Origin of the sequence: Amycolatopsis sp. NPDC051106, assembly GCF_040682775.1 — a bacterium.
GTDB lineage: Bacteria > Actinomycetota > Actinomycetes > Mycobacteriales > Pseudonocardiaceae > Amycolatopsis.
In genome coordinates, this window is sequence record NZ_JBFBBQ010000012.1 from 1 (window position 1) to 21,803 (window position 21,803).

Annotated in this window: 24 protein-coding genes; 15 read left to right on the forward strand and 9 right to left on the reverse strand. The window is 70.4% G+C overall.

All coding sequences use genetic code 11. The features are described 5' to 3' along the window. Positions 1-137 precede the first annotated feature (137 nt). Both AB0M83_RS12170 and AB0M83_RS12175 read right to left on the reverse strand, forming a co-directional pair. A complete protein-coding gene (locus tag AB0M83_RS12170; RefSeq protein ID WP_364516136.1) occupies positions 138-899 on the reverse strand; it encodes a YcnI family protein in 762 nt (253 codons plus the stop codon). A 77-nt stretch (positions 900-976) separates the two neighbouring features. Continuing rightward, on the reverse strand, positions 977-1,519 hold the full coding sequence (locus AB0M83_RS12175; protein ID WP_364516138.1) for a hypothetical protein: 543 nt from the start codon (positions 1,517-1,519) through the stop codon (positions 977-979). A 252-nt stretch (positions 1,520-1,771) separates the two neighbouring features. On the opposite strand from AB0M83_RS12175, the gene AB0M83_RS12180 reads away from it, so the two are divergent. Genes AB0M83_RS12180 through AB0M83_RS12195 form a run of 4 tightly spaced genes read left to right on the forward strand, consistent with a single transcriptional unit; the run spans position 1,772 to position 5,319 of the window. Continuing rightward, positions 1,772-2,419 (forward strand): ABC transporter permease, encoded by a 648-nt coding sequence (locus tag AB0M83_RS12180; protein ID WP_364516140.1) that lies wholly within the window; start codon positions 1,772-1,774, stop codon positions 2,417-2,419. Beyond that, complete coding sequence (locus AB0M83_RS12185) at positions 2,412-3,578, forward strand: ATP-binding cassette domain-containing protein (protein ID WP_364516142.1); 1,167 nt, start codon at positions 2,412-2,414, stop codon at positions 3,576-3,578. The genes AB0M83_RS12180 and AB0M83_RS12185 overlap by 8 nt, the downstream gene beginning before the upstream one ends. Further along, complete coding sequence (locus AB0M83_RS12190) at positions 3,575-4,354, forward strand: ABC transporter permease (RefSeq protein WP_364516144.1); 780 nt, start codon at positions 3,575-3,577, stop codon at positions 4,352-4,354. Before AB0M83_RS12185 ends, AB0M83_RS12190 begins: the two co-directional genes overlap by 4 nt. After that, positions 4,351-5,319, forward strand: coding sequence for a glycine betaine ABC transporter substrate-binding protein (locus AB0M83_RS12195; RefSeq protein ID WP_364516146.1), 969 nt, complete (start codon positions 4,351-4,353; stop codon positions 5,317-5,319). Before AB0M83_RS12190 ends, AB0M83_RS12195 begins: the two co-directional genes overlap by 4 nt. A 69-nt stretch (positions 5,320-5,388) precedes the next feature. Here AB0M83_RS12195 and AB0M83_RS12200 read toward each other — a convergent pair whose 3' ends face one another. After that, the gene (locus AB0M83_RS12200) at positions 5,389-5,850 is read right to left on the reverse strand and encodes a DUF6474 family protein (protein ID WP_364516148.1); all 462 of its coding nucleotides are present in this window, start codon (positions 5,848-5,850) and stop codon (positions 5,389-5,391) included. A 90-nt stretch (positions 5,851-5,940) separates the two neighbouring features. On the opposite strand from AB0M83_RS12200, the gene AB0M83_RS12205 reads away from it, so the two are divergent. From AB0M83_RS12205 to AB0M83_RS12215, 3 genes are all read left to right on the forward strand, one after another. Continuing rightward, on the forward strand, positions 5,941-7,581 hold the full coding sequence (locus AB0M83_RS12205) for a TM0106 family RecB-like putative nuclease (RefSeq protein WP_364516150.1): 1,641 nt from the start codon (positions 5,941-5,943) through the stop codon (positions 7,579-7,581). 81 nt (positions 7,582-7,662) lie between these two features. Further along, positions 7,663-8,292 (forward strand): PadR family transcriptional regulator, encoded by a 630-nt coding sequence (locus AB0M83_RS12210; RefSeq protein WP_364516152.1) that lies wholly within the window; start codon positions 7,663-7,665, stop codon positions 8,290-8,292. Positions 8,293-8,297: 5 nt separating this feature from the next. Beyond that, positions 8,298-8,951, forward strand: coding sequence for a class I SAM-dependent methyltransferase (locus tag AB0M83_RS12215; protein ID WP_364516154.1), 654 nt, complete (start codon positions 8,298-8,300; stop codon positions 8,949-8,951). Between the two features lie 77 nt (positions 8,952-9,028). On the opposite strand, the gene AB0M83_RS12220 is transcribed toward AB0M83_RS12215, so the two are convergent. Beyond that, on the reverse strand, positions 9,029-9,787 hold the full coding sequence (locus tag AB0M83_RS12220) for an SDR family NAD(P)-dependent oxidoreductase (RefSeq protein ID WP_364516156.1): 759 nt from the start codon (positions 9,785-9,787) through the stop codon (positions 9,029-9,031). 143 nt (positions 9,788-9,930) lie between these two features. On the opposite strand from AB0M83_RS12220, the gene AB0M83_RS12225 reads away from it, so the two are divergent. The 3 genes from AB0M83_RS12225 to AB0M83_RS12235 all read left to right on the forward strand — a co-directional run bounded on the left by AB0M83_RS12225 (position 9,931) and on the right by AB0M83_RS12235 (position 13,563). Beyond that, positions 9,931-11,235: a UDP-glucose/GDP-mannose dehydrogenase family protein gene (locus tag AB0M83_RS12225; RefSeq protein WP_364516158.1), complete on the forward strand. Its 1,305-nt coding sequence runs from the start codon at positions 9,931-9,933 to the stop codon at positions 11,233-11,235. Between the two features lie 132 nt (positions 11,236-11,367). Further along, positions 11,368-11,751, forward strand: coding sequence for a VOC family protein (locus AB0M83_RS12230; protein ID WP_364516160.1), 384 nt, complete (start codon positions 11,368-11,370; stop codon positions 11,749-11,751). 45 nt (positions 11,752-11,796) lie between these two features. Further along, positions 11,797-13,563, forward strand: coding sequence for a gamma-glutamyltransferase (locus AB0M83_RS12235; RefSeq protein WP_364516162.1), 1,767 nt, complete (start codon positions 11,797-11,799; stop codon positions 13,561-13,563). On the opposite strand, the gene AB0M83_RS12240 is transcribed toward AB0M83_RS12235, so the two are convergent. From AB0M83_RS12240 to AB0M83_RS12250, 3 genes are read right to left on the reverse strand one after another with little or no spacing between them, the layout of a single operon-like run. Next, positions 13,560-14,444: a VOC family protein gene (locus AB0M83_RS12240; protein ID WP_364516164.1), complete on the reverse strand. Its 885-nt coding sequence runs from the start codon at positions 14,442-14,444 to the stop codon at positions 13,560-13,562. The genes AB0M83_RS12235 and AB0M83_RS12240 overlap by 4 nt on opposite strands. Then, complete coding sequence (locus AB0M83_RS12245) at positions 14,437-14,961, reverse strand: sigma-70 family RNA polymerase sigma factor (RefSeq protein ID WP_364516166.1); 525 nt, start codon at positions 14,959-14,961, stop codon at positions 14,437-14,439. Before AB0M83_RS12245 ends, AB0M83_RS12240 begins: the two co-directional genes overlap by 8 nt. A 4-nt stretch (positions 14,962-14,965) precedes the next feature. After that, positions 14,966-15,349, reverse strand: coding sequence for a hypothetical protein (locus AB0M83_RS12250; protein ID WP_364516168.1), 384 nt, complete (start codon positions 15,347-15,349; stop codon positions 14,966-14,968). 54 nt (positions 15,350-15,403) lie between these two features. Between AB0M83_RS12250 and AB0M83_RS12255 the strand changes: the two genes are divergently transcribed. Together AB0M83_RS12255 and AB0M83_RS12260 are read left to right on the forward strand one after the other, a co-directional pair. Continuing rightward, entirely contained in the window at positions 15,404-16,222 is an 819-nt protein-coding gene (locus tag AB0M83_RS12255) for a helix-turn-helix transcriptional regulator (protein ID WP_364516170.1), read from the forward strand. A 15-nt stretch (positions 16,223-16,237) separates the two neighbouring features. After that, entirely contained in the window at positions 16,238-16,438 is a 201-nt protein-coding gene (locus AB0M83_RS12260; protein ID WP_364516172.1) for a DUF397 domain-containing protein, read from the forward strand. Here AB0M83_RS12260 and AB0M83_RS12265 read toward each other — a convergent pair. Next, positions 16,404-17,828 (reverse strand): MFS transporter, encoded by a 1,425-nt coding sequence (locus AB0M83_RS12265; protein WP_364516174.1) that lies wholly within the window; start codon positions 17,826-17,828, stop codon positions 16,404-16,406. The genes AB0M83_RS12260 and AB0M83_RS12265 overlap by 35 nt on opposite strands. Before the next feature lie 101 nt (positions 17,829-17,929). On the opposite strand from AB0M83_RS12265, the gene AB0M83_RS12270 reads away from it, so the two are divergent. The 3 genes from AB0M83_RS12270 to AB0M83_RS12280 all read left to right on the forward strand — a co-directional run bounded on the left by AB0M83_RS12270 (position 17,930) and on the right by AB0M83_RS12280 (position 20,602). Continuing rightward, positions 17,930-18,763: a helix-turn-helix transcriptional regulator gene (locus AB0M83_RS12270; protein ID WP_364516176.1), complete on the forward strand. Its 834-nt coding sequence runs from the start codon at positions 17,930-17,932 to the stop codon at positions 18,761-18,763. A gap of 67 nt (positions 18,764-18,830) precedes the next feature. Then, positions 18,831-19,937, forward strand: coding sequence for a sensor histidine kinase (locus AB0M83_RS12275; protein WP_364516178.1), 1,107 nt, complete (start codon positions 18,831-18,833; stop codon positions 19,935-19,937). Then, positions 19,934-20,602, forward strand: coding sequence for a response regulator transcription factor (locus AB0M83_RS12280; protein ID WP_364516180.1), 669 nt, complete (start codon positions 19,934-19,936; stop codon positions 20,600-20,602). The genes AB0M83_RS12275 and AB0M83_RS12280 overlap by 4 nt, the downstream gene beginning before the upstream one ends. A 163-nt stretch (positions 20,603-20,765) precedes the next feature. Here the strand turns inward: AB0M83_RS12280 and AB0M83_RS12285 are convergent, their stop codons facing one another. Continuing rightward, positions 20,766-21,803: a class I SAM-dependent methyltransferase gene (locus AB0M83_RS12285; RefSeq protein WP_364516182.1), complete on the reverse strand. Its 1,038-nt coding sequence runs from the start codon at positions 21,801-21,803 to the stop codon at positions 20,766-20,768.

The following is a 21,803-nucleotide window of genomic DNA, read 5'->3' on the forward strand; positions in this document are numbered from 1 at the left end:
GTCATCTACACTCTTGCTACTCCACTCTTCCCCACCCCGCCGCTCTCCCCATCTCGCTGGTTGTGCGCCCGCGGGGGGGGGGCCGGCCCCCCCCCCCCCACCACCGTCAACGCCAGCGCGGTGAGCGCCTTCCGCATTTAGCTGTTGCCTCCCGGCTTCGCGGTGGCCTTGCGGGCCCGGATGGTCGCGCCGGCCCCGACGCCGAGGCCGACGGCGCCGACGAGCAGGCCCGCCCCGCCGAGCCAGCGGGCGGTGTTGTCCGACGTCGCCGCGGCGGCTTCGGTGTGCTCGCCGGTCGTCGACGCCGTGTCCGCCGACATGTTCCCGTGCGCGTCACCGTCCGCCTTCGCGGCCAGCTTGACGGCCGGCGCGGGGTGCTCCGGCTCCTCGCCGCCCGCGGGGGTCGGCTGGTTCCAGTCGACGACCTTGCCGTCGCTGTAGGTCTGGTGCGCGGGGAACTCCACCTGGTCCACGTTGGTGGGCAGCGGGCCGAAGCTGACCGAGAACTCCTGGTAGTCCGCGGCCTTGAGTTCGCTGCCCGCCTGCGCGGTCCACGTCACCGCGGTGACGGCTTCGGTGATCTGGGTGCCGTTGTCCTTGGTGATCGGCGCCGGCAGCTTCGACTTCTTGACCTCGGCGGTCCAGCCGGGGACCGGCTTGGTCCGCACCGAGCCGATGCCGTAGTCCGCCTTGAAGTCGACGGCGACCTTCGTGGTGGTGATCGGGTCCTTCTCCTCGCTCGGCACGCGGAACACGATCGCGGCGTACCCGCCCTTGGTGGGCTGCGGGCCGTAGACGTTGGCGGTGACGTGCGCGGAAGCGACGCCCGCACCGAGGAGGCCGGCGATACCGACGGTGGCGGCGAGGAAACCGGCGCGCTTGAAGACGTGCTGGGACATGGGTTCACTCCTGATGAACTCAAGAAAGGGGTACGGCTCGGTTCGGGGACCGGCCGTCGTGGGGGATGAGCTGGGTTTCAGGAGTGGACGGGCGGGCCGCGCCGCCCGCGGATCCGGCGCAGGTCGACGCCGACGAGGTGGCCCGGCGCGTCGACGCGCACCGGGACGGACGCGGGCGCGGCCGGCACGGGCAGCGGGGTGAGCAGCCGCGGCAGGATCGCGCGCAGCACGGCGAGCACCGCGAGGAGCATCGCGTCCGCGCGGGCGAGCAGCAGCGCCGTGAGCACGGTCGCGACGGCGTGGGCCGTGACCATGCCGAGGCCGGTGCTGCCAGGCATCGCGTACATGTCGTGGTGGCCGGCGAGCGTGGTGAGCAGCAGGTGCATCACGAGCTGGGCGGCGCCGAGCAGGGCGATCGTGGCGGTGGTGCCGCGGGCCTTGCGGGTCAGCGCGGTCGTGGTCCAGCCGAAGAGGCCGGCCAGCAGCACGGTCATCGCCGGGTCGGGCAGGCCGCCGTCGGCGATCCGGTGCGCGGTCACGGACAGTGCCGTGGCGCACACGGCGAGCGATGCGCCGCGGGTAGCACCCAGCACGGCGGGACGCCGGGCCGGAACGCTCATGAAGAGCAGCCTAAGGGACCTGCTCCCGGGTGAACGTGTGATCCCGTGAAGTGAGCACACACCAGGTTCACGGACCACGCCACGCCGTGGTTCAGGCCATTTCTTGCCGATCACGCCGGGAAAGGCCAAGGTTGGCGAAACCGGTAGGCCGAAACGGGGGTTTGGTCCGGCGTCGCGCTGGGTACTGAGCCGTCGGTCAGGAACTAGCCCGTTCGGGTGAAGGCCTGCGCAAAGGCGGGAGAGCGGACACGGATGAACCTCTTCGACTACATCTCCGACCGGGCGAGCAAGCTCTGGCTGGAGGCTTACCTGCACACCAGCATGGTGGTGCAGTGCACGATCATCGCGGCGGTTCTCGGCGTGCTGATCGGGATCGCGGTCTACCGCAGCCCGATCGGTTCGGCGCTGGCCACCGCGCTGGCCAGCACGATCCTCACGGTTCCGTCGTTCGCCCTCCTGGGCCTGCTGATCCCGATCTCCGGGCTCGGACCGACGACGGCCGTGATCGCGCTCGTGCTCTACGGCCTCCTGCCGATCGTCCGGAACACCATCGTCGGGCTCGACGGCGTCGACCCGGCGATCACCGATGCCGCGCGCGGCATCGGGATGAGCCGCTTCGGCGTGCTCACCCGCGTCGAACTGCGGCTCGCCTGGCCGGCGATCCTCACCGGCATGCGGGTGGCCACGCAGATGCTGATGGGCATCGCGGTGATCGCCGCCTACGCGAAGGGTCCCGGCTTCGGCGCCGAGGTCTTCTCCGGGCTCACGAACGCGGGGAGCACGAACTCCCTGAACCAGGCCGTCACCGGCACGGTCGGGGTGGTCATCCTCGCCCTGCTGCTCGACGGCGTTTACGTCCTGATCAAGCGCTTCACCATTTCTAGGGGTGTCCGTGGCTGAGAACGAGGAAGTCTCCGGCGTCGAGATCGAGCTGGAGCACGTGACCAAGCGGTACCCCGGCACCCGCGAAGCGGCGGTCGACGACTTCTCCATGGTCGTGCCCGCCGGCAAGATCGTGGTCTTCGTCGGCCCGTCCGGCTGCGGCAAGACCACGACGATGCGGATGATCAACCGCCTGGTCCAGCCGACGTCCGGCCGGATCACCATCGGCGGCGACGACGCGCTGAAGCTCGACGTCGACACCCTGCGCCGCCGGATCGGCTACGCGATCCAGCAGGCCGGCCTGTTCCCGCACTTCACCGTCGCGCAGAACATCGGCGTGGTGCCCGGCCTGCTCGGCTGGGACAAGAAGAAGGTCAACGACCGGGTCGAGGAGATGATGGACCTGGTCGGGCTGGACCCGGGCGACTTCCGCGACCGCTTCCCGCGCCAGCTCTCCGGCGGCCAGCAGCAGCGCGTCGGTGTCGCGCGGGCGCTGGCCGCGGACCCGCCGGTGCTGCTGATGGACGAGCCGTTCGGCGCGGTCGACCCGATCACCCGCGGCAACCTGCAGGACGAGCTCCTGCGGCTGCAGGACGAGCTGAAGAAGACGATCGTGTTCGTCACGCACGACTTCGACGAGGCCGTGAAGCTCGGCGACAAGATCGCGGTGCTCGGCAACCAGTCGTCGATCATGCAGTACGACACACCCGAGGCGATCCTGGCCAACCCGGCCAACGACACGGTCGCCGGCTTCGTCGGCGCGGGCGCGTCGCTCAAGCAGCTGACGCTGCTGCGGGTCCGGGACGTCGAGCTGGCGCAGGACGCGCTGACCGCCATGGTCGACGAAGACCCGGCCGAGATCCGCAAGAAGCTCGAAGACCAGCGCAAGCAGTTCGCGCTGGTCCTGGACGCGCGCCGCCGCCCGACGCGCTGGGTGCACGCCCGCGACCTGACCCCGGGGGCGTCGCTGGCCAACGCGGGCAAGCCGCTGCGGGACATCGTCAGCCTGCAGTCGACGCTGCAGGACGCGCTCGAGGCGATGCTCGCCGAAGGCGGCTCGGTGCCGGTGACCGGCGCGCGCGGCGAATACGCGGGCACCATCCAGCTGGACACCGTGATCGCGACCATCCAGCAGCTGCGCGAGGAGCACACGAACGGCGAGGAGGTGTCCGCATGACGGCTGTCGTCGACACCGGTTTCAGTACCGAGTCCGGCTCCAAGCGCGCGGAACGCGTCCGGCTGTTCGCGCAGCCGGTCGTGGTGCTGGTGATCGTCGCCGTCACGCTGATCTGGGTGTTCTCCAGCGGCCTGACCGCGACCGAAAGGGCGACCCTCAACGCGACCTCCTTGTTCACGGCACTGGGCGACCACGTGCTGATGACGCTCGTGGTGACGGCGATCGTCGTGCTGGTCGCCGTGCCGCTCGGCGTGATCGTCACGCGGCCGTGGGCGCGCTTCCTCGCCCCGGTCTTCCTGGCGATCGCGAACATCGGCCAGGCCGCGCCCGCGCTCGGCGTGCTGGTGCTGTGGTTCATCGTCACCGGCGCGGTCGGCGGGCTGTGGGTGGCGGCGCTGCCGCTGGCCTTCTACTCGCTGCTGCCGGTGCTGCGGAACACGATGGTCGGCATCCAGCAGGTCGACGAGTCGCTGATCGACGCGGGCCGCGGCATCGGGATGTCGGCGACGGCGGTGCTGTTCCGCGTCGAGATGCCGCTGGCCGTCCCGCTGATCCTGGCCGGCTTGCGCACGTCGCTCGTCCTCGCGGTCGGCACCGCGACGTTCGGCATGTTCGTCAACGCCGGCGGGTTCGGGCTGCTGATCGACACCGGCTACAAGCTGAACCTGACCTCGGTCCTGGTGACCGGCTCGGTGCTGGCCGTCGCGCTGGCGCTGCTGGTGGACTGGCTGGGCGCGGTCGCCGAACAGTACTTCGGACCGAAGGGCCTGCGATGAAACTCCGGCGCATTACGGCGGTGTTCGGCGCGGCGGTGCTGGGCGCGACGCTCTCCGCCTGCGGGCTGACGGTCAACCAGGCGGTGCCCTACGACATCCAGCCGGGCACGATCCAGCCGATCCCGTCGCTGCAGGGCCTGAAGGTGACGGTGGGGTCGAAGGACTTCACCGAGAACATCATCCTGGCGTACATGGCCGAGATGGCCCTGACGGCGGCCGGCGCGGACGTCGTCGACCTGTCCGACATCAAGGGCTCCAACTCGTCGCGGCAGGCACTGCTGTCCGGCCAGACGGACGTCACGTGGGAGTACACCGGCACGGGCTGGATCAACTACCAGGGCAACGAGCTCCCGGTGCCCGGCGGCGAGAAGGCCCAGTACGACGCGACGGCCAAGGCCGACGAAGAGAAGTTCGGCGTCACGTGGCTGAACTACTCGCCGCTCAACGACCAGTACGCGTTCGCCGTCACCGAGGCGTACGGCGCGAAGAACAACCTGAAGACGACGTCGGACCTCGCGGCGTTCATCAAGCAGAAGCCGGACCAGGCGGTGTTCTGCCTGGAGACGGAGTTCACCAGCCGCCAGGACGGGTTCCCGGCCGCGGTGAAGGCCTACGGCTTCCAGAACCCGAAGATCGAGAACTTCGGCATCGGCACGATCTACTCGGCGGTCGCGGGCGGCACGTGCCCGGTCGGCGAGGTCTTCACCACGGACGGCCGCATCTCCGGGCTCAACCTGCGGGTGCTCGAGGACGACAAGAAGGCGTTCCCGCAGTACAACGCGGTCGCGACGCTGCGCACGGAGTTCATCAAGGCGCACCCGGACCTCCGCGGCCCGCTGGAGAAGATCAGCGCGGCGATCGACAACGAGCAGATGGTCCAGCTCTGCAAGCAGGTCGACGTCGACGGCCAGGACGCGGGCAAGGTCGCCCACGACTGGATGGTCAAGAAGGGCTTCGTGAAGTAGCCCCAAAGCCTCTGAAGGCCACCATGAGGGCACTGGCTGCCCTCATGGTGGCCTTCAGAGGCAAGGGCGTCAGATCCCCAGCCGGTTGAGCAGCTTGCCTTCCAGCCGCTCCAGCTCGCCGGCCACCGCGCGGTGCACGGCCTTGCGCCGCGCCGCCGGCATCCGCTCCGCCGCCCGCACCGAGGCCGACAGCTGCTCCAGCGTGCCCAGCGACTCGGTCACGAACGTCTTGTCCGCCGCCGACGCCTTGTCCGACTTCCCGAGGTCCCGGCAGCCGTCGGCCAGCCCCGCGATCCGGGCGTGCAGCGCCGCGCCGCGGCCGGTGTACGAGCCCAGCTGGTCGACCGCGACGCCCATCTTGCGCGCCTGGTAGCGGTCGTACAGCTCCCGCGCGGTACCCGCCGCGCGCACCGCGAACGGCGCGACCACCGGGATCACGACCGGGCCGAGCACCTTGGCCACCGCGACCGCGTTCTTCGCCCTCTTAGGGGTGAACCTGGCTTCACCCTCGACCTTGGCCTTGCGCGCCATGGCACCTCCTGCGACGTGTCGAGGTCGAACTTACTGGTCGCCCGGGTGGCGGGCATGTCGGCTCGGCGGTGGGAATCTAGAGTGATCTCCATGAAGGGCGAGGTGGTACTCGACGCGGGAGCGGTCAGCCGCTGCCGCCGGCGCGTGCACCTGGAGCACGATCCCGCGATGCGCGAGGTACCGCTTTCCCCGCCGGACCCCACCGCGCAGCAGCGGATCGACGACGCCGCCGCCCACCGCGAGGACATCGTCACGCGGTTGATGGCGGCGAACCCCGGCCACTGGGTGAAGATCGGGCGCGACCTCCCGGCCCACGAGCGCGTCGAGCGCACCGAACAGGCCTTCGCGGCCGAGGCGCCCTACATCTGGGGCGCGCTGCTGCCGGTCGACCCGGCCGGGCACCGGCGCGGCGGCATCGACCTGCTCGTGCGCACGGGCCGCGGGTACGTCCCGGTGCTCGTCGTGCGCCACCGGATCTCCGACCGCGGCACCGGCGCGATCGTCACCGAAATGACCGACCTGGACCCGGCGCACCGCGGCGCCGACGAGACCCGCAAGGTCCGGTCACAGCCGCGTGACCAGCTCCGGCTCGTACACATCCGCCGCATGCTGCAGACGCTCGGACAGGCCGACGAAAGCCTCACCCTCGGCGGCGTCATCGGCCTCGACGCCGACGTCGTCGTCTGGCACGACCTCACCGCGGGCACCTGGCCGGGCGGGCGCAGCGCGCTCACCGAGTACCAGGCCCGGTTCGCCGACCGGCTCGCGATCGCCACCGCGGCCGCGAACGGCGAGGAGCCGCTCGCCGAGCCGTCACGCGTGCTGGAGTGCCGCGGCTGCCCGTGGTGGCCGACGTGCGAGGTGACGCTCACCGAGTCGCGCGACGTCAGCCTCGTGGTCCGCGGCGAGGACGCGGTGGAGCTGCGCCGTGCCGGCGTGTCCACTGTGGACAAGCTGGCCGCGCTCGACCCGGCGGGCGAAGCGCCGGAGATCAACTGGACCGGCGTGACGTTCCCGGACGCCGTCGTGCTCGCCCGCGCCTGGCTGGCCGACCTGACGCTGGTGCGCCGCGTCGACCGGGTCGAGGTGCCGCGCGCCGACGTCGAGGTCGACGTCGACATGGAGAGCTTCGGCGACGCCGGCGCGTACCTCTGGGGCTGCCTGCTGACCGGGGCCGACATCGGGCTGGAGCCCGGCTACCGCGCCTTCGCGACGTGGGACCCGCTGCCCACCGGCGACGAAGCCCGGTCGTTCGCCGAGTTCTGGGCCTGGCTCACCGACGTCCGCGAGCGCACCGAAGCGGCCGGGCTGACCTTCCGCGCCTACTGCTACAACGCGCTCGCCGAGAACCGCTGGCTCTTCGGCTCGGTCGAGCGTTTCGGCGACCACCCGGGCATTCCCACGAAGAAGGAAATTCAGTCCTTTGTGGATTCCGAGGAGTGGGTCGACCTCTTCCGCAGCGTCACCGACCAGTTCCTCTGCTCCCAAGGGAAGGGCCTGAAGGTCATCGCCCCGGTGGCCGGGTTCGCTTGGCGCGACCCGGAGGCGGGCGGCGAGGCGTCGATGCGCTGGTACCGCGACGCCGTCGGCATGGACGGTGAGACGCCGGACGCGGAGCAGCGCGAACGGCTGCTGCGGTACAACGAGGACGACGTCCTGGCGACGCACGCGCTGCGGGAGTGGATCGACGCGCGGGCGCAGACGGAAGTCCCGTACATGTTCGATCTCTGAGTAGTTCGTCGACTAAGACACTTGCCAGCTGGCAGGTCTGTCGTATACTCGTCTGCGAGTACTCGTGAACGAGGAGTCGGCATGAAGAAGCGGAAGGTCGCCAGCATGCTGGGCCTGGCCGTGCTGTCCGTCGCGCTGGAACGCGCGATGCACCCGTACGAAATGGCGGCCGTGCTCAAGCAGCGCGGCAAGGACGCCGACATGCCGATCAAGTGGGGCTCGCTCTACACGGTCGTCGCGAACCTGGAAAAGCACGGCTTTTTGGAGGCCGTCGAGAGCGTCAAGGACGGCGGGCGGCCCGAGCGGACCGTCTACCGGATCACCCCGGCCGGGCGGGCGGAGTTCGAGGACTGGGTCCGCGAGCTCGTCGGCACGGTCGAGAAGGAGCCACCGCGGTTCCGGTCCGGGCTGTCCATGATCGGGATTCTGGGTCCCGACCAGGCGATCAGCCGGCTCCGGCAGCGGCTCGCCCAGCTCGACGAGCACGTCGAGGAGCAGCGGGCGGCCCTGGAGCGGCTACGGCCGTTGATGCCGCGGCTGTTCCTGGTGGAGGTCGAGTACGACATCGCGATGACAGAAGCCGAGGGGCGCTGGGTGCGCGGCTTCCTCGAAGAACTGACCACCGGCGCCCTGCCCGGCATCGATGCCTGGCGGCGCTTCCACGAAACCGGCGAATTCCCGGACGACCTGGGGGAGTTCGTGGAGAGGTAGGAACGATGGAGACGACCCGCAAGCACAAGGTGCCCGAGATGGAGGGCATCCAGGCGCGCTGGTACGCCAAGAACCGGGGGACCGAGGCGCAGCTCGCGCAGTACCGGCGGCAGGCCGCCGAGGTCACGTCCGGGCTGAAGGAGGGCGCCGACGTCCTGGAGGTGGCGCCCGGGCCGGGCTTCTTCGCCGTCGAGCTGGCGAAGCGCGGCTTCCGCGTGACCGGGCTCGACATCAGCCACACGATGGTCGAGATCGCCCGGGAAAACGGCGCGGGGCTGGAGATCGACTTCCGCCAAGGCGACATCACGCACGCGCCCTTCGACGCGGAGTCGTTCGACTTCCTCGTCTGCCAGGCCGCGTTCAAGAACTTCCGGCAGCCGGTGGCGGCGTTGAACGAGATGCACCGGGTGCTGCGGCCCGGCGGGTTCGCGGTGATCCACGACCTGAACCACGAGGCCACCGGCGCGGACATCGGCCGCGAGGTCGCCGGCATGAACGTCGGCGCGGTCGCCGGGTTCACGGTCCGGCAGACGCTGGGGTGGCTGCGGCGGCGAGCGTTCACCCGCGAGCAGTTCGAGGCGCTGGCTGCGGAGAGCGCTTTCGGCGGCTGCTCGGTGACGACCGACGGCATCGGCCTCGAAGTCCGTCTCACCCGCTGAGACGAGCTTTCCCTAGGAAAGATGCGTCCGAAGGCCCCTCGGATGCATCTTTCCTGGAGAAAGTGGCGCCCTCGGGGTCAGCGCGGGGCCATGCGGAGGGAGCCGTCCATGCGGATGACCTCGCCGTTCAGGTAGTCGTGGTCGATGAGCGACAGCGCGAGCTGCGCGTACTCGTCCGGCCGCGCGAGGCGCTTCGGGAACGGGATGCCGGCGGCGAGCGTCGCGCGGAACTCGTCGCTGACCGTGGCGAGCATCGGGGTGTCGACGATGCCCGGCGCGATGGTCAGCACGCGGATGCCGTGCGAGGCCAAATCCCGCGCGGCCGGCAACGTCATGCCGACGACCCCGCCCTTGGACGACGAGTAGGCGACCTGCCCGATCTGGCCGTCGAACGCGGCGATGGACGCGGTGTTGATGACGACGCCGCGGGCGTTGTCCTCGAGCGGCTCGGTCTTCGCGATCGCTTCGGACGCGACCGTGAGCACGTTGAAGGTGCCGATCAGGTTGATCTGGATGACCTTCGCGTACAGCGCGAGGTCGTGGCGGCCCTTCTTCGACAGGATCCGCGCGGACGGCCCGATGCCGGCGCAGTTCACCACCGTCCGCAGCGGCACACCCGACCCGGCCGCGGTCGCGACGGCCGCCTCGACCTGCTCGACGTCGGTCACGTCGGCCTCGACGTAGGTGACGCCGTCGACCTGCTCGGCCTGCTCGATGGACGGCGCCAGGTCGAGCGCGAACACCCGCGCGCCCTTGGCCGCGAGGGCCTTCGCCGTCGCCCCGCCGAGGCCGGACGCGCCCCCGGTGACGAGCGCCGCGGTGTCGGTGATCTGCATCTGTGCCGTTCCCTTCGCTGCTCTGAACTCCGGTCACAGGTTAACGCTCGTTCGCACGGGCGATTCGTGTCTTCGCTCACCGCTTTCGGGTACGACCGTTTCCGTTAGCGCGGTGGTCACGTCCGGCTGTCACCTTCAGCACCATGACGCCAGCTCGGATCGTGGTGGTAGGGACCGGTTACGTCGGCTTGACCACGGGGGCCTGCCTGGCCGGTCTCGGTCATTACGTCACCTGCGTGGACGTCGACCGCGCGAAGGTGTCCCGCCTGTCCGCGGGGCGCGTCGACATCCTCGAACCGGGGCTGACCGACCTCGTCGCCCGCGGGATTTCGGCCGGGCGCCTCCAGTTCGTCGTCGGCGCGCGTGACGCGGTCCGCGACGCCCAGGCGGTGTTCCTCTGCGTGCCGACGCCGATGGGGGCAGGCGGCTCCGCGGACCTGCGCGCGGTCGAGGCGGTGGCCGCCGAGATCGGCGACGTCCTGCCCGCCGGCTGCGCGCTGGTCACCAAGTCGACCGTCCCGGTCGGCACATCGAAGCGGATCGAGGAAATGCTCGGCCGCGCGGACGTGCCGGTGGTGTCGAACCCCGAGTTCCTCCGCGAGGGCACCGCGGTCGCGGACTTCCTCGGCCCGGACCGGATCGTCGTCGGCTCGGACGCCCGCGCCGCCGCGCACTGGGTCGGCGAGCTGTACGCCGAGCTGGCCGCGCCGGTCGTCGTCGCCGACGCGGCGAGCGCCGAGTTGGTCAAGTACGCCGCGAACTGCTACCTCGCGCTGAAGCTGTCCTACGTCAACTCGATCGCCGAGCTGTGCGAACGGCTCGGCGCGGACATCGATCTCGTCACCGAGGGCATGGGTTACGACCGCCGGATCGGCCGGACGTTCCTCAAGCCCGGCCCGGGCTGGGGTGGCTCGTGCCTGCCGAAGGACACGAGTGCGCTGGTCAAGGTGGCCGAGTCGGTGAACTACGACTTCAAGATGCTGACCTCGGCCATCGACGAGAACATCGCCCAGCGCGACCGGATCGTCGCGAAGATCGCCGGCGCGGTCGGCGGCACCCTGGCCGGCGCGCGCATCGGCGTGCTGGGCCTGGCGTTCAAGGCCGGCACGAACGACCTGCGCGACTCGCCCGCGCTCGCCGTGTCGTCGGTGCTGTGCGCGCTGGGCGCCGAGCTGACCGCCTACGACCCGGCCATCGACGGCGGGATCGACGGGATGACCGTGGTCGACGACGCCTACCAGGTCGCGAAGGACGCCGACGCCGTCGTCGTGCTGACCGAATGGGCCGAGTTCAAGCACCTCGACTGGACGGCGATGGCCGAGCTCATGGAGGGCATCGACGTCGTCGACACGCGCAACCTGCTCGACCCGCGGGTGATCGTCGACGCGGGGCTGTCCTGGCAGGGCGTCGGGCGGCCGCGGGCGGCGGCGCGAATCAAGGTTTCTTGACGCGCCGCTCTTGGCTAGGCTGGCCGCACGGCATCGCGTGTCGGTCACCGGCTGGGTGAGGCATGGAGGTGGCGGGAGTGCCCCGGAGGCATTTCAACCGTGTCAGTATCCGTTTCCGTTGAATTGAACCATTTGATCGTCCCGTCCCGGAACAACCGGGAATCCGCCGAATTCCTGGCGAACCTGCTCGGCCTCGAAGTCGGGGAGGAATGGGGTCCGTTCATTCCGGTCGAGACGCGCAACGGCGTCCGCCTGGACTTCGCGACCATCCCTGAGCAGGACCTGCGCCTGCAGCACTACTGCTTCCTGATCCCGGAGGACGACTTCGACGCCGTGTTCGCGCGGCTCGTCGAAACGGGCGTGACCTACCACGCCGATCCGATGGGGAAGCAACTCGGCGAAATCAACCACAACCACGGCGGCCGCGGGGTCTATTTCCTCGATCCCGGCGGCAACGGGATGGAAATCATCACGCAGCCGTACGAGCCGGAACGGCGTCGTCCGACGTCCTGGTAAAGCGCATCCTGGTAAAAGTTCCTTAGCAATGCGTACTATCGGGGCATGTTCACGACGAGGCCCGAGCTGGCCGGCACCTTCGGGATGGTGGCATCGACGCACTGGCTGGCTTCGGCCACCGGGATGGCGGTGCTGGAAGACGGCGGCAACGCGTTCGACGCGGCGGTCGCCGCCGGGTTCGTCCTGCAGGTCGCCGAGCCGCACCTCTGCGGCCCGGCGGGCCAGGTACCCGGCCTCTTCGTGACGGCGGACGACCCGACCCCGCGGGCGCTGGCCGGTCAAGGCCCGTCGCCCGCGGGGGCCACGCCCGAGCACTTCGCGTCGCTGGGGCTGGACCTCATCCCGGGCAGCGGCCTGCTCCCGGCGACCGTCCCCGGCGCGTGGGACGGGTGGCTCCTGCTGCTTCGCGACTACGGCACGAAGCCGCTTCGCTCGGTGTTGTCGTACGCGATCGGCTACGCGCGCCACGGCGTCCCGCTGGTGTCGCGGGTCGGGGACACGATCCGCGCCGTCGAGCGGCTGTTCGTCGAGCACTGGCCGACGTCGGCTTCGCTCTGGCTGCCGGACGGCAAGCCGGCGTCCGGCCTGCACCGCAACCCGGCCCTGGCGGACACCTGGGAGCGGCTGCTGAGCGAGGCGGAGTCCGTTTCGGGCCGTGAAGCGCAGATCGACGCGGGACGTCGTGCCTGGTCACAGGGTTTCGTCGCCGAAGCGATCGACGCGTTCAGCCGGCAGGCCTTCCGCGACGACTCCGGCCGCGACCACGCGGGCCTGCTGACCGGCGACGACCTGGCGTCGTGGTCGGCGTCGTACGAGGACCCGGCGTTCGTGGACGTCGACGACTGGCGCCTGGTCAAGATGGGCGGCTGGACGCAGGGACCGGCGTTGCTCCAGCAGGCGCTGCTGCTGCACGGCTTCCGTGACGAGCTGTCCTATGTGGACGGCGTGCCCTCGGAACGCACTGTGCACCTGGCGACCGAAGCGGCGAAGCTGGCTTTCGCCGACCGGGAGGCCTGGTACGGCGACACCGACGTGCCGCTGGACGTGCTGCTTTCCGCTGACTACACCGACGCCCGGCGCGCGTTGATCACCGACACGGCGTCCGCCGAGCTTCGCCCCGGCGACGCCCGTGGCCCGGCCCGGCTCCCCGCGATCCTGGACTCGCTGCAAGGGGTCCAAGCGGGCGGCGGCGCGACGGGCGAACCGACGGTCGGTCCGCAGGGCCAGACGCGCGGCGACACGGTCCACCTCGACGTCGTCGACGCGGCGGGCAACCTCGTCTCGCTGACGCCGTCGGGCGGCTGGCTGCAGTCGAGCCCGACGATCCCGTCGCTGGGCTTCTGCCTCGATTCGCGCGGGCAGATGTTCTGGCTGGAGCAGGGCCTGCCCAACTCGCTGGCGCCGCGCAAGCGCCCCCGGATCACGCTGTCGCCGTCGCTGGCCCTGCGCGACGGCGTCCCGACCTTGGCGTTCGGCACCCCGGGCGGCGACCAGCAGGACCAGTGGCAGCTGTGCTTCTGGCTGGCCCACGTGTACGGCGGCCTGAACCTCCAGGAGTCGATCGACTCCCCGGCCTGGCACACGACGGCGTTCCCGAGCTCGTTCTACCCGCGCTCGTGGAACCCGCGCGAGCTGGTGGTGGAGTCCCGGCTGGGAACGTCCACTTTGGACGCGCTGCGCGCCCGCGGCCACCAGCTGGTGGACGCGGGCGACTGGGCATTGGGCCGCCTCTCGGCGGTCTCCCGCTCCGATGGCCTGCTTCGCGCGGCGGCCAACGCCCGCGGCATGCAGGGCTACGCGGCCGGGCGTTAGCTGCCCGGACGTTCCCAGAGCCAGAACTCGATGCCCTGGTTGTCCGTGCAGTCGGCGGTGTTGCCGTACGGGTGGTTCTCGACCTCGCCCGCCCGGCCGCCCTGTTCGGTGACCCGGGCGCGGGCCGCGGCGAGGTCGTCGACCGCGTACATCAGCTTCCAGCCCACTTGGCGGTCGCCCGCCCACAGGCCGCCTTCGAGACCCGGGCCCGAGAACGACCAGGCGTCCGAAACCGAGCCAGGCGTGAACTCCCAGCCCAGTACCGCGCCGTAGAACGACTTCGCGGGCTCGGCCTCCGGGACCTGGAACGTGAAGTACATGGCCTCGCCCGGCTTCGCCGCCGGCGGCGCGGGCTTGGGGGTCGCCTGCGAGACCAGCCATCGCTGGCCGAAGGGGTCGCGGAACGAGCCGCCCCGGCCGTACGGCGAGTCGCTCACCGCGCGGATCAGCGTCGCGCCCAGCTCCAGGGCCCGGGTCACGCTGACGTCCGCGTCCGGCACCTCCACCCGCACCGACGCGCCCCCGGCCTGGGGCGCGACGTGCCCGATCTCCGGGTACTCCTCGGCGAGCATCAGCACCGCGTCGCCGATGGCCAGCTCGGCGTGCCCGATGCGGCCGTCGTCCATGAGGATCGGCTCGCCGCGCCGCACAGCGCCGAAGACGTCGACGTAGAAGTCGAGCGCGGCGCGCGCGTCGGACACGGCGAGGTAGGGCGTCAGCGAGCGCAGTTCGGCGTGGGTGGCCGGCGCTTCCGAAGTGGTCGTCATATCGGCTCCGTTCAAGATGACGCGACGCAGGTTGTCGCGCAGTTCGGCGGCGAAGTCCGGGTCGGGCGCGACCCGCTCGGAGGGCCGGCGAAGCGCGTCGAAAGGCTCAGGCATCGCGACCCTCCTTCTCCTCGTAGGCGCGCCGGAACGCGGCACGGGCCCGCACGAGCAACGCCTCGGTGGCGTGCACGCTGCGCCCCAGGTGGCCGGCGACCTCGGGCACGCCGAGGCCGTCGACGTACCGCAGGGTCAGGGCCGCGCGGTGGTGTGGCCCGAGGGCTTCGAGCACCTGTCTCGCGCGCAGGGCGTCGAGCCGCTCGTTCCACGGGTCCTCGACGTCCGGCGCGCTGTCGTGCACCAGCCGCAGCCCGCGTTCCTCACGTTCTTTGCGCCGCCAGTGGTCGGCGAGCTTGTGCCGGGCGACGCCGATCAGCCACCCGGTGCTCACTGGAGGTGCGTATTCCTTGCGACAGGCGGCGACCGCCCCGAGGAACGTCTCGGACGTGAGCTCCTCGGCGAGCGTGCGGTCACCGCACCGGGACAGCAGGTACCCGTAGACCTCCGGCAGCGCGGTCTCGTAGAGCCCGAGCAGCGCGAAGGCCGGGTCCGGTCGCACCCGTGGTTCCGTCACACCCTCATAGTCGTCCGGCGCGCGCCTTTTCCGACGGGTGAACTTCGCCTTTTTTCGGCGGCCAGCTCACCCGGATGGTGACGACGTGGTCCCGCCGCCCGGGAAAGAGCCGGTAGACGCTGACGACGAACGTCCCGGGCCGCGCGCGTTTCCGGGACAGGTAGTCGTGCGCGCAGGCGGTCCCGTACCGGACGGTCCACCCCTGGTACCGCTCGCTGCGGTGCTCGAGGACGAACCCCATGTCATCGACGAGTTCGGTGTATTCGTGCACCCTGCGGTCGCCGGCCTCGCGCCGGTATTCGAGCTCGTGGGGGTAGCCGTACCTGTCCATGACCTGCAGGTTCTCGACGCAAGTCAGCACGACGCGGCCGGAAAGAGGGAATCCCACTTCGGGCCGCCCACCCTACGATTCGTGGTTGATCGACAGCGAGGGGTGACCACCATGGATCGGCCGACCAAGCCGAACTACCGGCGACGCCAGCTCGGCCGCACCCTGCGCAAGCTACGCGAGGCAGCCGGGCTGAGCCAAGAGGACGCGGGCCGCCCGCTGCGGTTCTCGACGTCGAAGATGAGCCGGATCGAGCAGGGCTACATCCCGGGCTACAACGACTTCCTGGCGCTGCTCGACCGCTACGGCATCATCGCCTCGGACTACGGCGAGTACGTGCGGATGTTCGACTACGCCAAGGAGAAGGGCTGGTGGCACGCGTTCGGGCTGAGCGATCGCGGTTTCGTGAGCGTGGAAGCCGAAGCGTCACGGATTCGCACCTACCAGCTCGGTTTCGTGCCGGGCTTGATGCAGACCGAGGCGTACATGCGCGAGACCTTCGCGGCCGCGCGCGAGTTCGAAGGAAGGGACCTCGAAGCTCAGGTGCAGGTCCGCTTGCATCGGCAGCTTCGGCTGACCGAAGAGCCTGTGCTGGAGTTGCACGCCATCGTCGACGAGAGCGCCTTGCGGCGTGATCCGTGTGATCGCGAGCAGTTGCTCCGCTTGCTCGATGTTTCCGCTCTGCCGAACGTCACCTTCCAGGTGATTCCTCAGGCGGTGGGCTCGCACGACGGGCTGTACAGCAACTTCATCGTCGCCGGATTTCCCGAGCGGTCCGAGCCTGATCTCGCCTACCTCGAATACGGGTTCGGATCGCTGCAGATCGAGAAGGAGGCCGAGGTTCGCGGTGCTAGCCTGATGTTCGAGCATCTCGCCGATCTGGCGTTGGACGATGGCGATTCTCGTGCGCTGATCGAGCGGATGATCACCTGACCGGGAGGGCGCACAGTGGATCGGTGGCGGAAGAGCAGCTACAGCGGCGGGTCCGGCAACAACGGCGACTGTGTCGAGGTTGCCTTCACCGCCGCCACCATCGCGGCGCGGGACTCGAAAGCCCCCGCGGCCGGGGCACTAGAAGTGCCACCGGCCGCTTGGTCCGCGTTCCTCTCCGCCGTCACACCCGGGGGTCCGGCAACCGCCGCCCGGTGATCGTCACGATCACCGCCAGCACCGCCACCACCCCGATCACCAGCGCGAACGCGTCCCGGCTCCCCAGCGAACCCGAAAGCGCCGCGTACAAACTCCCCAGCGTCGCCACGCCCAGCGCCAGCGCCGTCTGCTGGTTCGTCGTCATCACGCCCGAGCCGACCCCCGCCAAATCCGTCGGCACGTGGGACAGCACGATCCGGAACAACGTCGTCATCGCGAGCCCGTTGCCCACGCCGATCGCCACCATCGCCGGGGCGAGATCGAGGATCGTCACGTTCGGCCAGGCCGCCAGCGTCGTGCACAGCAGCGCCACCATGCCGACCGCCACGATCGCCCCGCCCGCGGGCACGACCTTCTGCCCGTAGCGCGCCACCAAGCGGCTGCTCAGCATCGACACCGCGAAGTACGCGACCGCCATCGGCGTCAACGCGCCTCCCGCACCCAGCGGGCCGAAGTGCAGGCCCTCCTGCAGCGTCATCGCGTACACGAACATGAACGAGCCGAACGCGACGAAGAACGGCACCGCCACCATCAGCCCGCGCCGCACGCTGGGCAGCCGCATCACCGACGGCGGCAGCAGCGGCGTGCCACCCTGGCGCTCCAAGCGCCGTTCGACGTGCACGAACGCCGCCGCCGCGAACGGGGACAGCACCAGCAAAACCACCGTCCACCACGGCCAGCCCAGCGCACGGCCCTCCATCAGCGGCAGCAGGAGGGAAATCAGCGCCACGGCCAGCAGCAGCGTCCCCAGCCGGTCGACGCCCACCGGGTTGTGCGCGCGGCTCTCCGGCAGGCGGCGGGCCATCACCAGCACCACCAGGCCGATCGGTACGTTCAGCAGGAAGATCGGCCGCCAGCCGGTGCCGAACAGGTCCGCCGCCACCAGGCCCCCGCCGAGCAGCTGGCCGACCACGGTCGACAAACCGCCTGTCGCGCCGAAGAGCCCCAGCGCGCGCGAACGCTCTTCGCCGGACGTCGTCGCCTGGATGATCGAAAGGACCTGCGGCAGCAGCATCGCCGACGCCGCCCCCTGCGCGGCGCGGGCGATCACCAGCGTGGTCGCCGTCGGGGCGAGTCCACAGGCCAGGGACGTCAGCGTGAACAGCCACAGCCCCGCGAAGAACAGCCGCCGCCTGCCGAACGAGTCGCCGAGACGGCCGCCGACCACCAGCAGCACCGCGTACGCGATGCCGTAAGCGGCCACCACCAGTTCGAGGGTCGCCGTGGACGCGTGGAGGTCGGCATTGATCGTCGGCAGCGCGACGTTGACGATGAAGAAGTCGATGATGGGCAGTGCTGCCCCCAGCAGCACCGTGACCAGGCCGGCGGGGGTCAGTCCCGGCCGGGCCGGGGCGCCGGAGGTGATCGGCGCGAGTTGGGTCGTCGTCATGACTACTACGATCGACCCGGATTCAAACTAGTACCAGTTGCTGTTTATCCGGGTACCGCCACTACCTGGTACCAGGTTCGGGCGCGTGCGATCCTGGCACCATGACCACCGCCGTCGAATCCGAACTCCGTCGCCAAGAACTCGCGAGGTTCCTGCGCAGCCGGCGTGAGCGGATCACGCCCGAGCAGGTCGGCCTCCCGCTGCTGGGCCGCCGCCGGACGCCGGGGCTGCGTCGCGAAGAGGTCGCGCAGCTCGCCGGCGTCGGGGTCACCTGGTACACGTGGCTCGAGCAGGGGCGCGACATCAACGCGTCCGAGCAGGTGCTGCAAGCGATCGCCCGCACCCTGCGGCTCGACCCGCACGAGCACACGCACCTCTTCCGCCTGGCCGGCGCGCCCGAGCCGGAGAGCGAGAAGGACTGCCAGGTCATCTCGCCGCAGCTGGAAATGATGCTGAAGAAGCTCGAGCCGTACCCGGTCGCGGTGCGCAACGCCCGCTGCGACCTCCTCGGCTACAACCGCGGCTACGCCTGGCTGATGGGCGACGTCGACGCGATCCCGTTCGAGGACCGCAACACCCTGGTGCAGTGCCTGCTCAACCCGCAGTGGCGCGAGCGGATGCTCGACTGGGACACGAACATCCCCCGCGTGATCGCGTCCTTCCGCGCGGCGATGGCCGAGCACGTCGCCGAGCCCGCGTGGAAGAACCTGGTCAAGCGGCTCAAGGCGGAGTCGCCGCTGTTCGCCGAGCTCTGGCCGCACCACGACGTCAACTCCGAGCCGATCCGGACGAAGCGGTATATGCACCCTGACGTCGGGCTGCTGCGGTTCAACTTCACCTACCTCTACTCCGGCCGCCGCTCGGAGATCACGGTGTCGACCTACACCCCGGCCGACGAGGAGACGGCGGCGAAGCTGCCCCTCATGTTCGACTGACGACGTACGCCGGCGGTGCGCTTCGAGACGGACGCGCCGCCCGGCCGCGACCGGTAGTTTTCGCAGCATGAGATGGCCGCCGTGGGTGGGACGCGTGGTGCGCACCATCGTCGTCACCGCATTCGTGCTCGGGGCGACCAGCGGTGCCTCACGCTGGCAGCCCGGCGCGGCGCCGATGACCCCGCTCGCGGCCGCGTGGCTCGCCGCCACCGGGCTGACCCTGCTGCTCGTCCACCGCTTCCCGCTGACGCTCTTCCTGGTCACGGCCGCCTCGGCGCTGGGCTACTACGCCTCCGGCCTGCCCGGTGGGCCGGTCATCCTCGTGCCGACCATCGCGTTGTTCGTGCTGACCCGGCAGCGGGGGCCGCTCACCGCGGGCAGCACCGGCACCGCCGCACTCGCCGCCGCCTACGTCGTGCACGTCGTCACGACCAGGTCGTTCGCGCTGGAGGCGGGCGCCGGGTTCGTCGTCGTGTGGCTGATCGCCGTCATCGGGGTCGGGACCGCCGTCCGCTACCAGCTCGACGCCCTCGCCGCCCGCCGCGACCAAGCCGACGAGCACCGCCACCGGCTCGCCGAGCAGGAACGGCTGCGGATCGCCCGCGAGGTGCACGACGTCGTCGCGCACAGCCTCGCCATGATCAACGTCCAGGCGGGCGTCGCCGCGCACGTCGCCGACCGGCGGCCCGAGCAGGCGAAAGAGGCGCTGCTCAACATCAAGGCGGCCAGCGCGTCCGCGCTCAAGGACCTGCGCGCGACCCTGGCCGTGCTGCGCTCGGGCGAGGACAAGGCGCCCGCGCCGAGCCTCGCCCAGGCCGCGGAACTGCTGGAACACGCGCGCGACGCCGGGCTCACGGTCGACGTCCACGGTGAGGCCGGCGACCTCCCGGCTCCCGTGGACGCGGCCGCGTACCGGATCCTGCAGGAGTCGCTGACGAACGTCGTCCGGCACGCCGACCAGCCGAAACACGTCGACGTCCGGTTCGAACGACGCCCGGGCGCCTTCACTCTCCGGGTGCGCGACGACGGCCGTGGCACCACGCAGCCGACGCCCGGCCACGGCCTGCGGGGCATGGGCGAACGCGCCGCCGCGCTCGGCGGGCGGTGCACCGCCGGGCCGGTCGACGGCGGTTTCGAAGTGTGCGTCGAGCTACCGATCGAGGGGGAAGCATGATCCGCGTCCTGCTGGCCGACGACCAGGTCCTGGTCCGCGCCGGGTTCCGCGTGCTGCTGGAGACCGAAGACGGCTTCGAGGTGTGCGGCGAGGCGGGCGACGGCGAGCAAGCCGTGGCCGGAGCGATCGCGCACAAGCCGGACATCGTGGTGATGGACGTCCGGATGCCGGGCGTCGACGGGCTCGAAGCCACTCGCCGGATCACCGCGAACCCCGACCTCGCCGGAACGAAGGTGCTGGTCTTGACCACCTTCGACGTCGATGAGTACGTCTACGAGGCGTTGCGCGCGGGCGCCAGCGGGTTCCTGCTGAAGGACACCGAGCCGGTCGAGCTGCTGCGCGCGCTGCGGGTGGTGGCGAGCGGCGAGGCGCTGCTGGCGCCGACGGTCACGCGGCGGCTGATCCAGGAGTTCGTCGGCCGCCCGGAGAACCGGAGCATCGACACGAATGCCGTCCGGCAGATCACCGACCGCGAGCGCGAGGTGCTGGGCCTGGTGGCGGGCGGCATGTCGAACGACGAGATCGCCGCTCACCTGGTGATCTCCACGGCGACGGCCCGCACCCACGTCAGCCGCATCATGACGAAGATCGGCGCCCGCGACCGGGCGCAGCTGGTGGTGCTGGCCTACGAGTCGGGGCTGGTCACCCCGCGCCACTCCGCCTGACCCGGCGTACCACGCGGAACGCCCGGACCAGGAACACGATCGCGACGGCGGCGACCAGGAAGATCCAGATCATGTCGCCTCCTTCCCACGGCCGATGCTCTGCTTACAGGGCGTCCGGGAGTGGGACGGCGTTCATCGACACGGCGGAAGTCACACCTTCGGGCTACTCCGGGACCTTCTGCAGCCAGATGTTCCCGCCGGAGTTGCCCGCCAGCTCGGGGACCCGGCCTTCCAGCAGGTCGCGGTGGTGCGCCCACATGAACTGCTGGTACCAGCGGATCTCGAAGCGCCGGTTGTACATCAGGAACGCCCGGAGCAGGTAGTCCTCCTGCCACGCGCGCCCTTCGACCAGCCAGTCCATCGGGTACTCGAAGGGGAAGAAGACGTCGTGGACGTGCACCCACACGCCGTCGTTGAGGCGGGGGAGCACCTCGAAGAACAGGTAGTTGACGTCGGAGCCCGCCTTGACCACGTGGGTCGAGTCGATGAACAGTACGTCGCCGGCCTGCAGCTGCGCGAACGTGTCCAGTGGGACGTCCTGCACCGCCTGGCCGAGCACCCGGACGCGGTCTTCGTCGCCCGGCCGGAACAGGCTTTCCAGCAGCTGCGGGTACGGCTCGACGCAGGTCAGCTCCAGCTCGGGGAGCCAGCCGTCGGCCGTGTCGAGCGTCATCGCCGTCGAATAGCCCGAGCCGACCTCGATCATCCGCTTCGGGCGCAGGTGCCGGAGCATCGTGTGCAGGATGATCGCGTCCGACCACGAGTACGCGGTGTTCTCGTAGAAGTACCGGTGCTCTTGCGAGCGCTCGGCGGTGAACGGGAGGTCGCCGGCGAGGTCCGCGAGCGCGCCGAACAGCTCGATCTGCTCCGCCTCCCGCAGGTCGATCGCCGGGGGACGGGCGTCGATGTCGAACATCGACGCGGCCCGGTGCCCGATCTCCTCCTTGGAGGCGAACGGCGAGTAGAAGTGCCCGGGGGGCACCCACGTGCGGTACTGCTCCTCGAACGCCTGCTTCTCCTCGACGACCTCGGCGTGGCGCGCGAGCAGCTCGTCGTGGTGGTTCATCAGGCTGTCGTAGCGCGCCGACAGCTGATCGAGGCGTGCCGTCAGCCGGCTTTCGCGGACCTCGAGGTCGTCGTACGACTTCCGGGCGACGGCGTAGCGCTTGACCAGCTGGCGAAGCCGCTTCTCGAGCTGCAT

Excerpts from the sequence above, each read along its gene's own strand:
- AB0M83_RS12170 (WP_364516136.1), bottom strand. The coding sequence starts at position 899 with ATGTCCCAGCACGTCTTCAAGCGCGCCGGTTTCCTCGCCGCCACCGTC.
- AB0M83_RS12175 (WP_364516138.1), bottom strand. The coding sequence starts at position 1,519 with ATGAGCGTTCCGGCCCGGCGTCCCGCCGTGCTGGGTGCTACCCGCGGC.
- AB0M83_RS12180 (WP_364516140.1), top strand. The coding sequence starts at position 1,772 with ATGAACCTCTTCGACTACATCTCCGACCGGGCGAGCAAGCTCTGGCTG.
- AB0M83_RS12190 (WP_364516144.1), top strand. The coding sequence starts at position 3,575 with ATGACGGCTGTCGTCGACACCGGTTTCAGTACCGAGTCCGGCTCCAAG.
- AB0M83_RS12195 (WP_364516146.1), top strand. The coding sequence starts at position 4,351 with ATGAAACTCCGGCGCATTACGGCGGTGTTCGGCGCGGCGGTGCTGGGC.
- AB0M83_RS12200 (WP_364516148.1), bottom strand. The coding sequence starts at position 5,850 with ATGGCGCGCAAGGCCAAGGTCGAGGGTGAAGCCAGGTTCACCCCTAAG.
- AB0M83_RS12205 (WP_364516150.1), top strand. The coding sequence starts at position 5,941 with ATGAAGGGCGAGGTGGTACTCGACGCGGGAGCGGTCAGCCGCTGCCGC.
- AB0M83_RS12210 (WP_364516152.1), top strand. The coding sequence starts at position 7,663 with ATGAAGAAGCGGAAGGTCGCCAGCATGCTGGGCCTGGCCGTGCTGTCC.
- AB0M83_RS12215 (WP_364516154.1), top strand. The coding sequence starts at position 8,298 with ATGGAGACGACCCGCAAGCACAAGGTGCCCGAGATGGAGGGCATCCAG.
- AB0M83_RS12220 (WP_364516156.1), bottom strand. The coding sequence starts at position 9,787 with ATGCAGATCACCGACACCGCGGCGCTCGTCACCGGGGGCGCGTCCGGC.
- AB0M83_RS12225 (WP_364516158.1), top strand. The coding sequence starts at position 9,931 with ATGACGCCAGCTCGGATCGTGGTGGTAGGGACCGGTTACGTCGGCTTG.
- AB0M83_RS12235 (WP_364516162.1), top strand. The coding sequence starts at position 11,797 with ATGTTCACGACGAGGCCCGAGCTGGCCGGCACCTTCGGGATGGTGGCA.
- AB0M83_RS12240 (WP_364516164.1), bottom strand. The coding sequence starts at position 14,444 with ATGCCTGAGCCTTTCGACGCGCTTCGCCGGCCCTCCGAGCGGGTCGCG.
- AB0M83_RS12255 (WP_364516170.1), top strand. The coding sequence starts at position 15,404 with ATGGATCGGCCGACCAAGCCGAACTACCGGCGACGCCAGCTCGGCCGC.
- AB0M83_RS12265 (WP_364516174.1), bottom strand. The coding sequence starts at position 17,828 with ATGACGACGACCCAACTCGCGCCGATCACCTCCGGCGCCCCGGCCCGG.
- AB0M83_RS12270 (WP_364516176.1), top strand. The coding sequence starts at position 17,930 with ATGACCACCGCCGTCGAATCCGAACTCCGTCGCCAAGAACTCGCGAGG.
- AB0M83_RS12275 (WP_364516178.1), top strand. The coding sequence starts at position 18,831 with ATGAGATGGCCGCCGTGGGTGGGACGCGTGGTGCGCACCATCGTCGTC.
- AB0M83_RS12280 (WP_364516180.1), top strand. The coding sequence starts at position 19,934 with ATGATCCGCGTCCTGCTGGCCGACGACCAGGTCCTGGTCCGCGCCGGG.
- AB0M83_RS12285 (WP_364516182.1), bottom strand. The coding sequence starts at position 21,803 with ATGCAGCTCGAGAAGCGGCTTCGCCAGCTGGTCAAGCGCTACGCCGTC.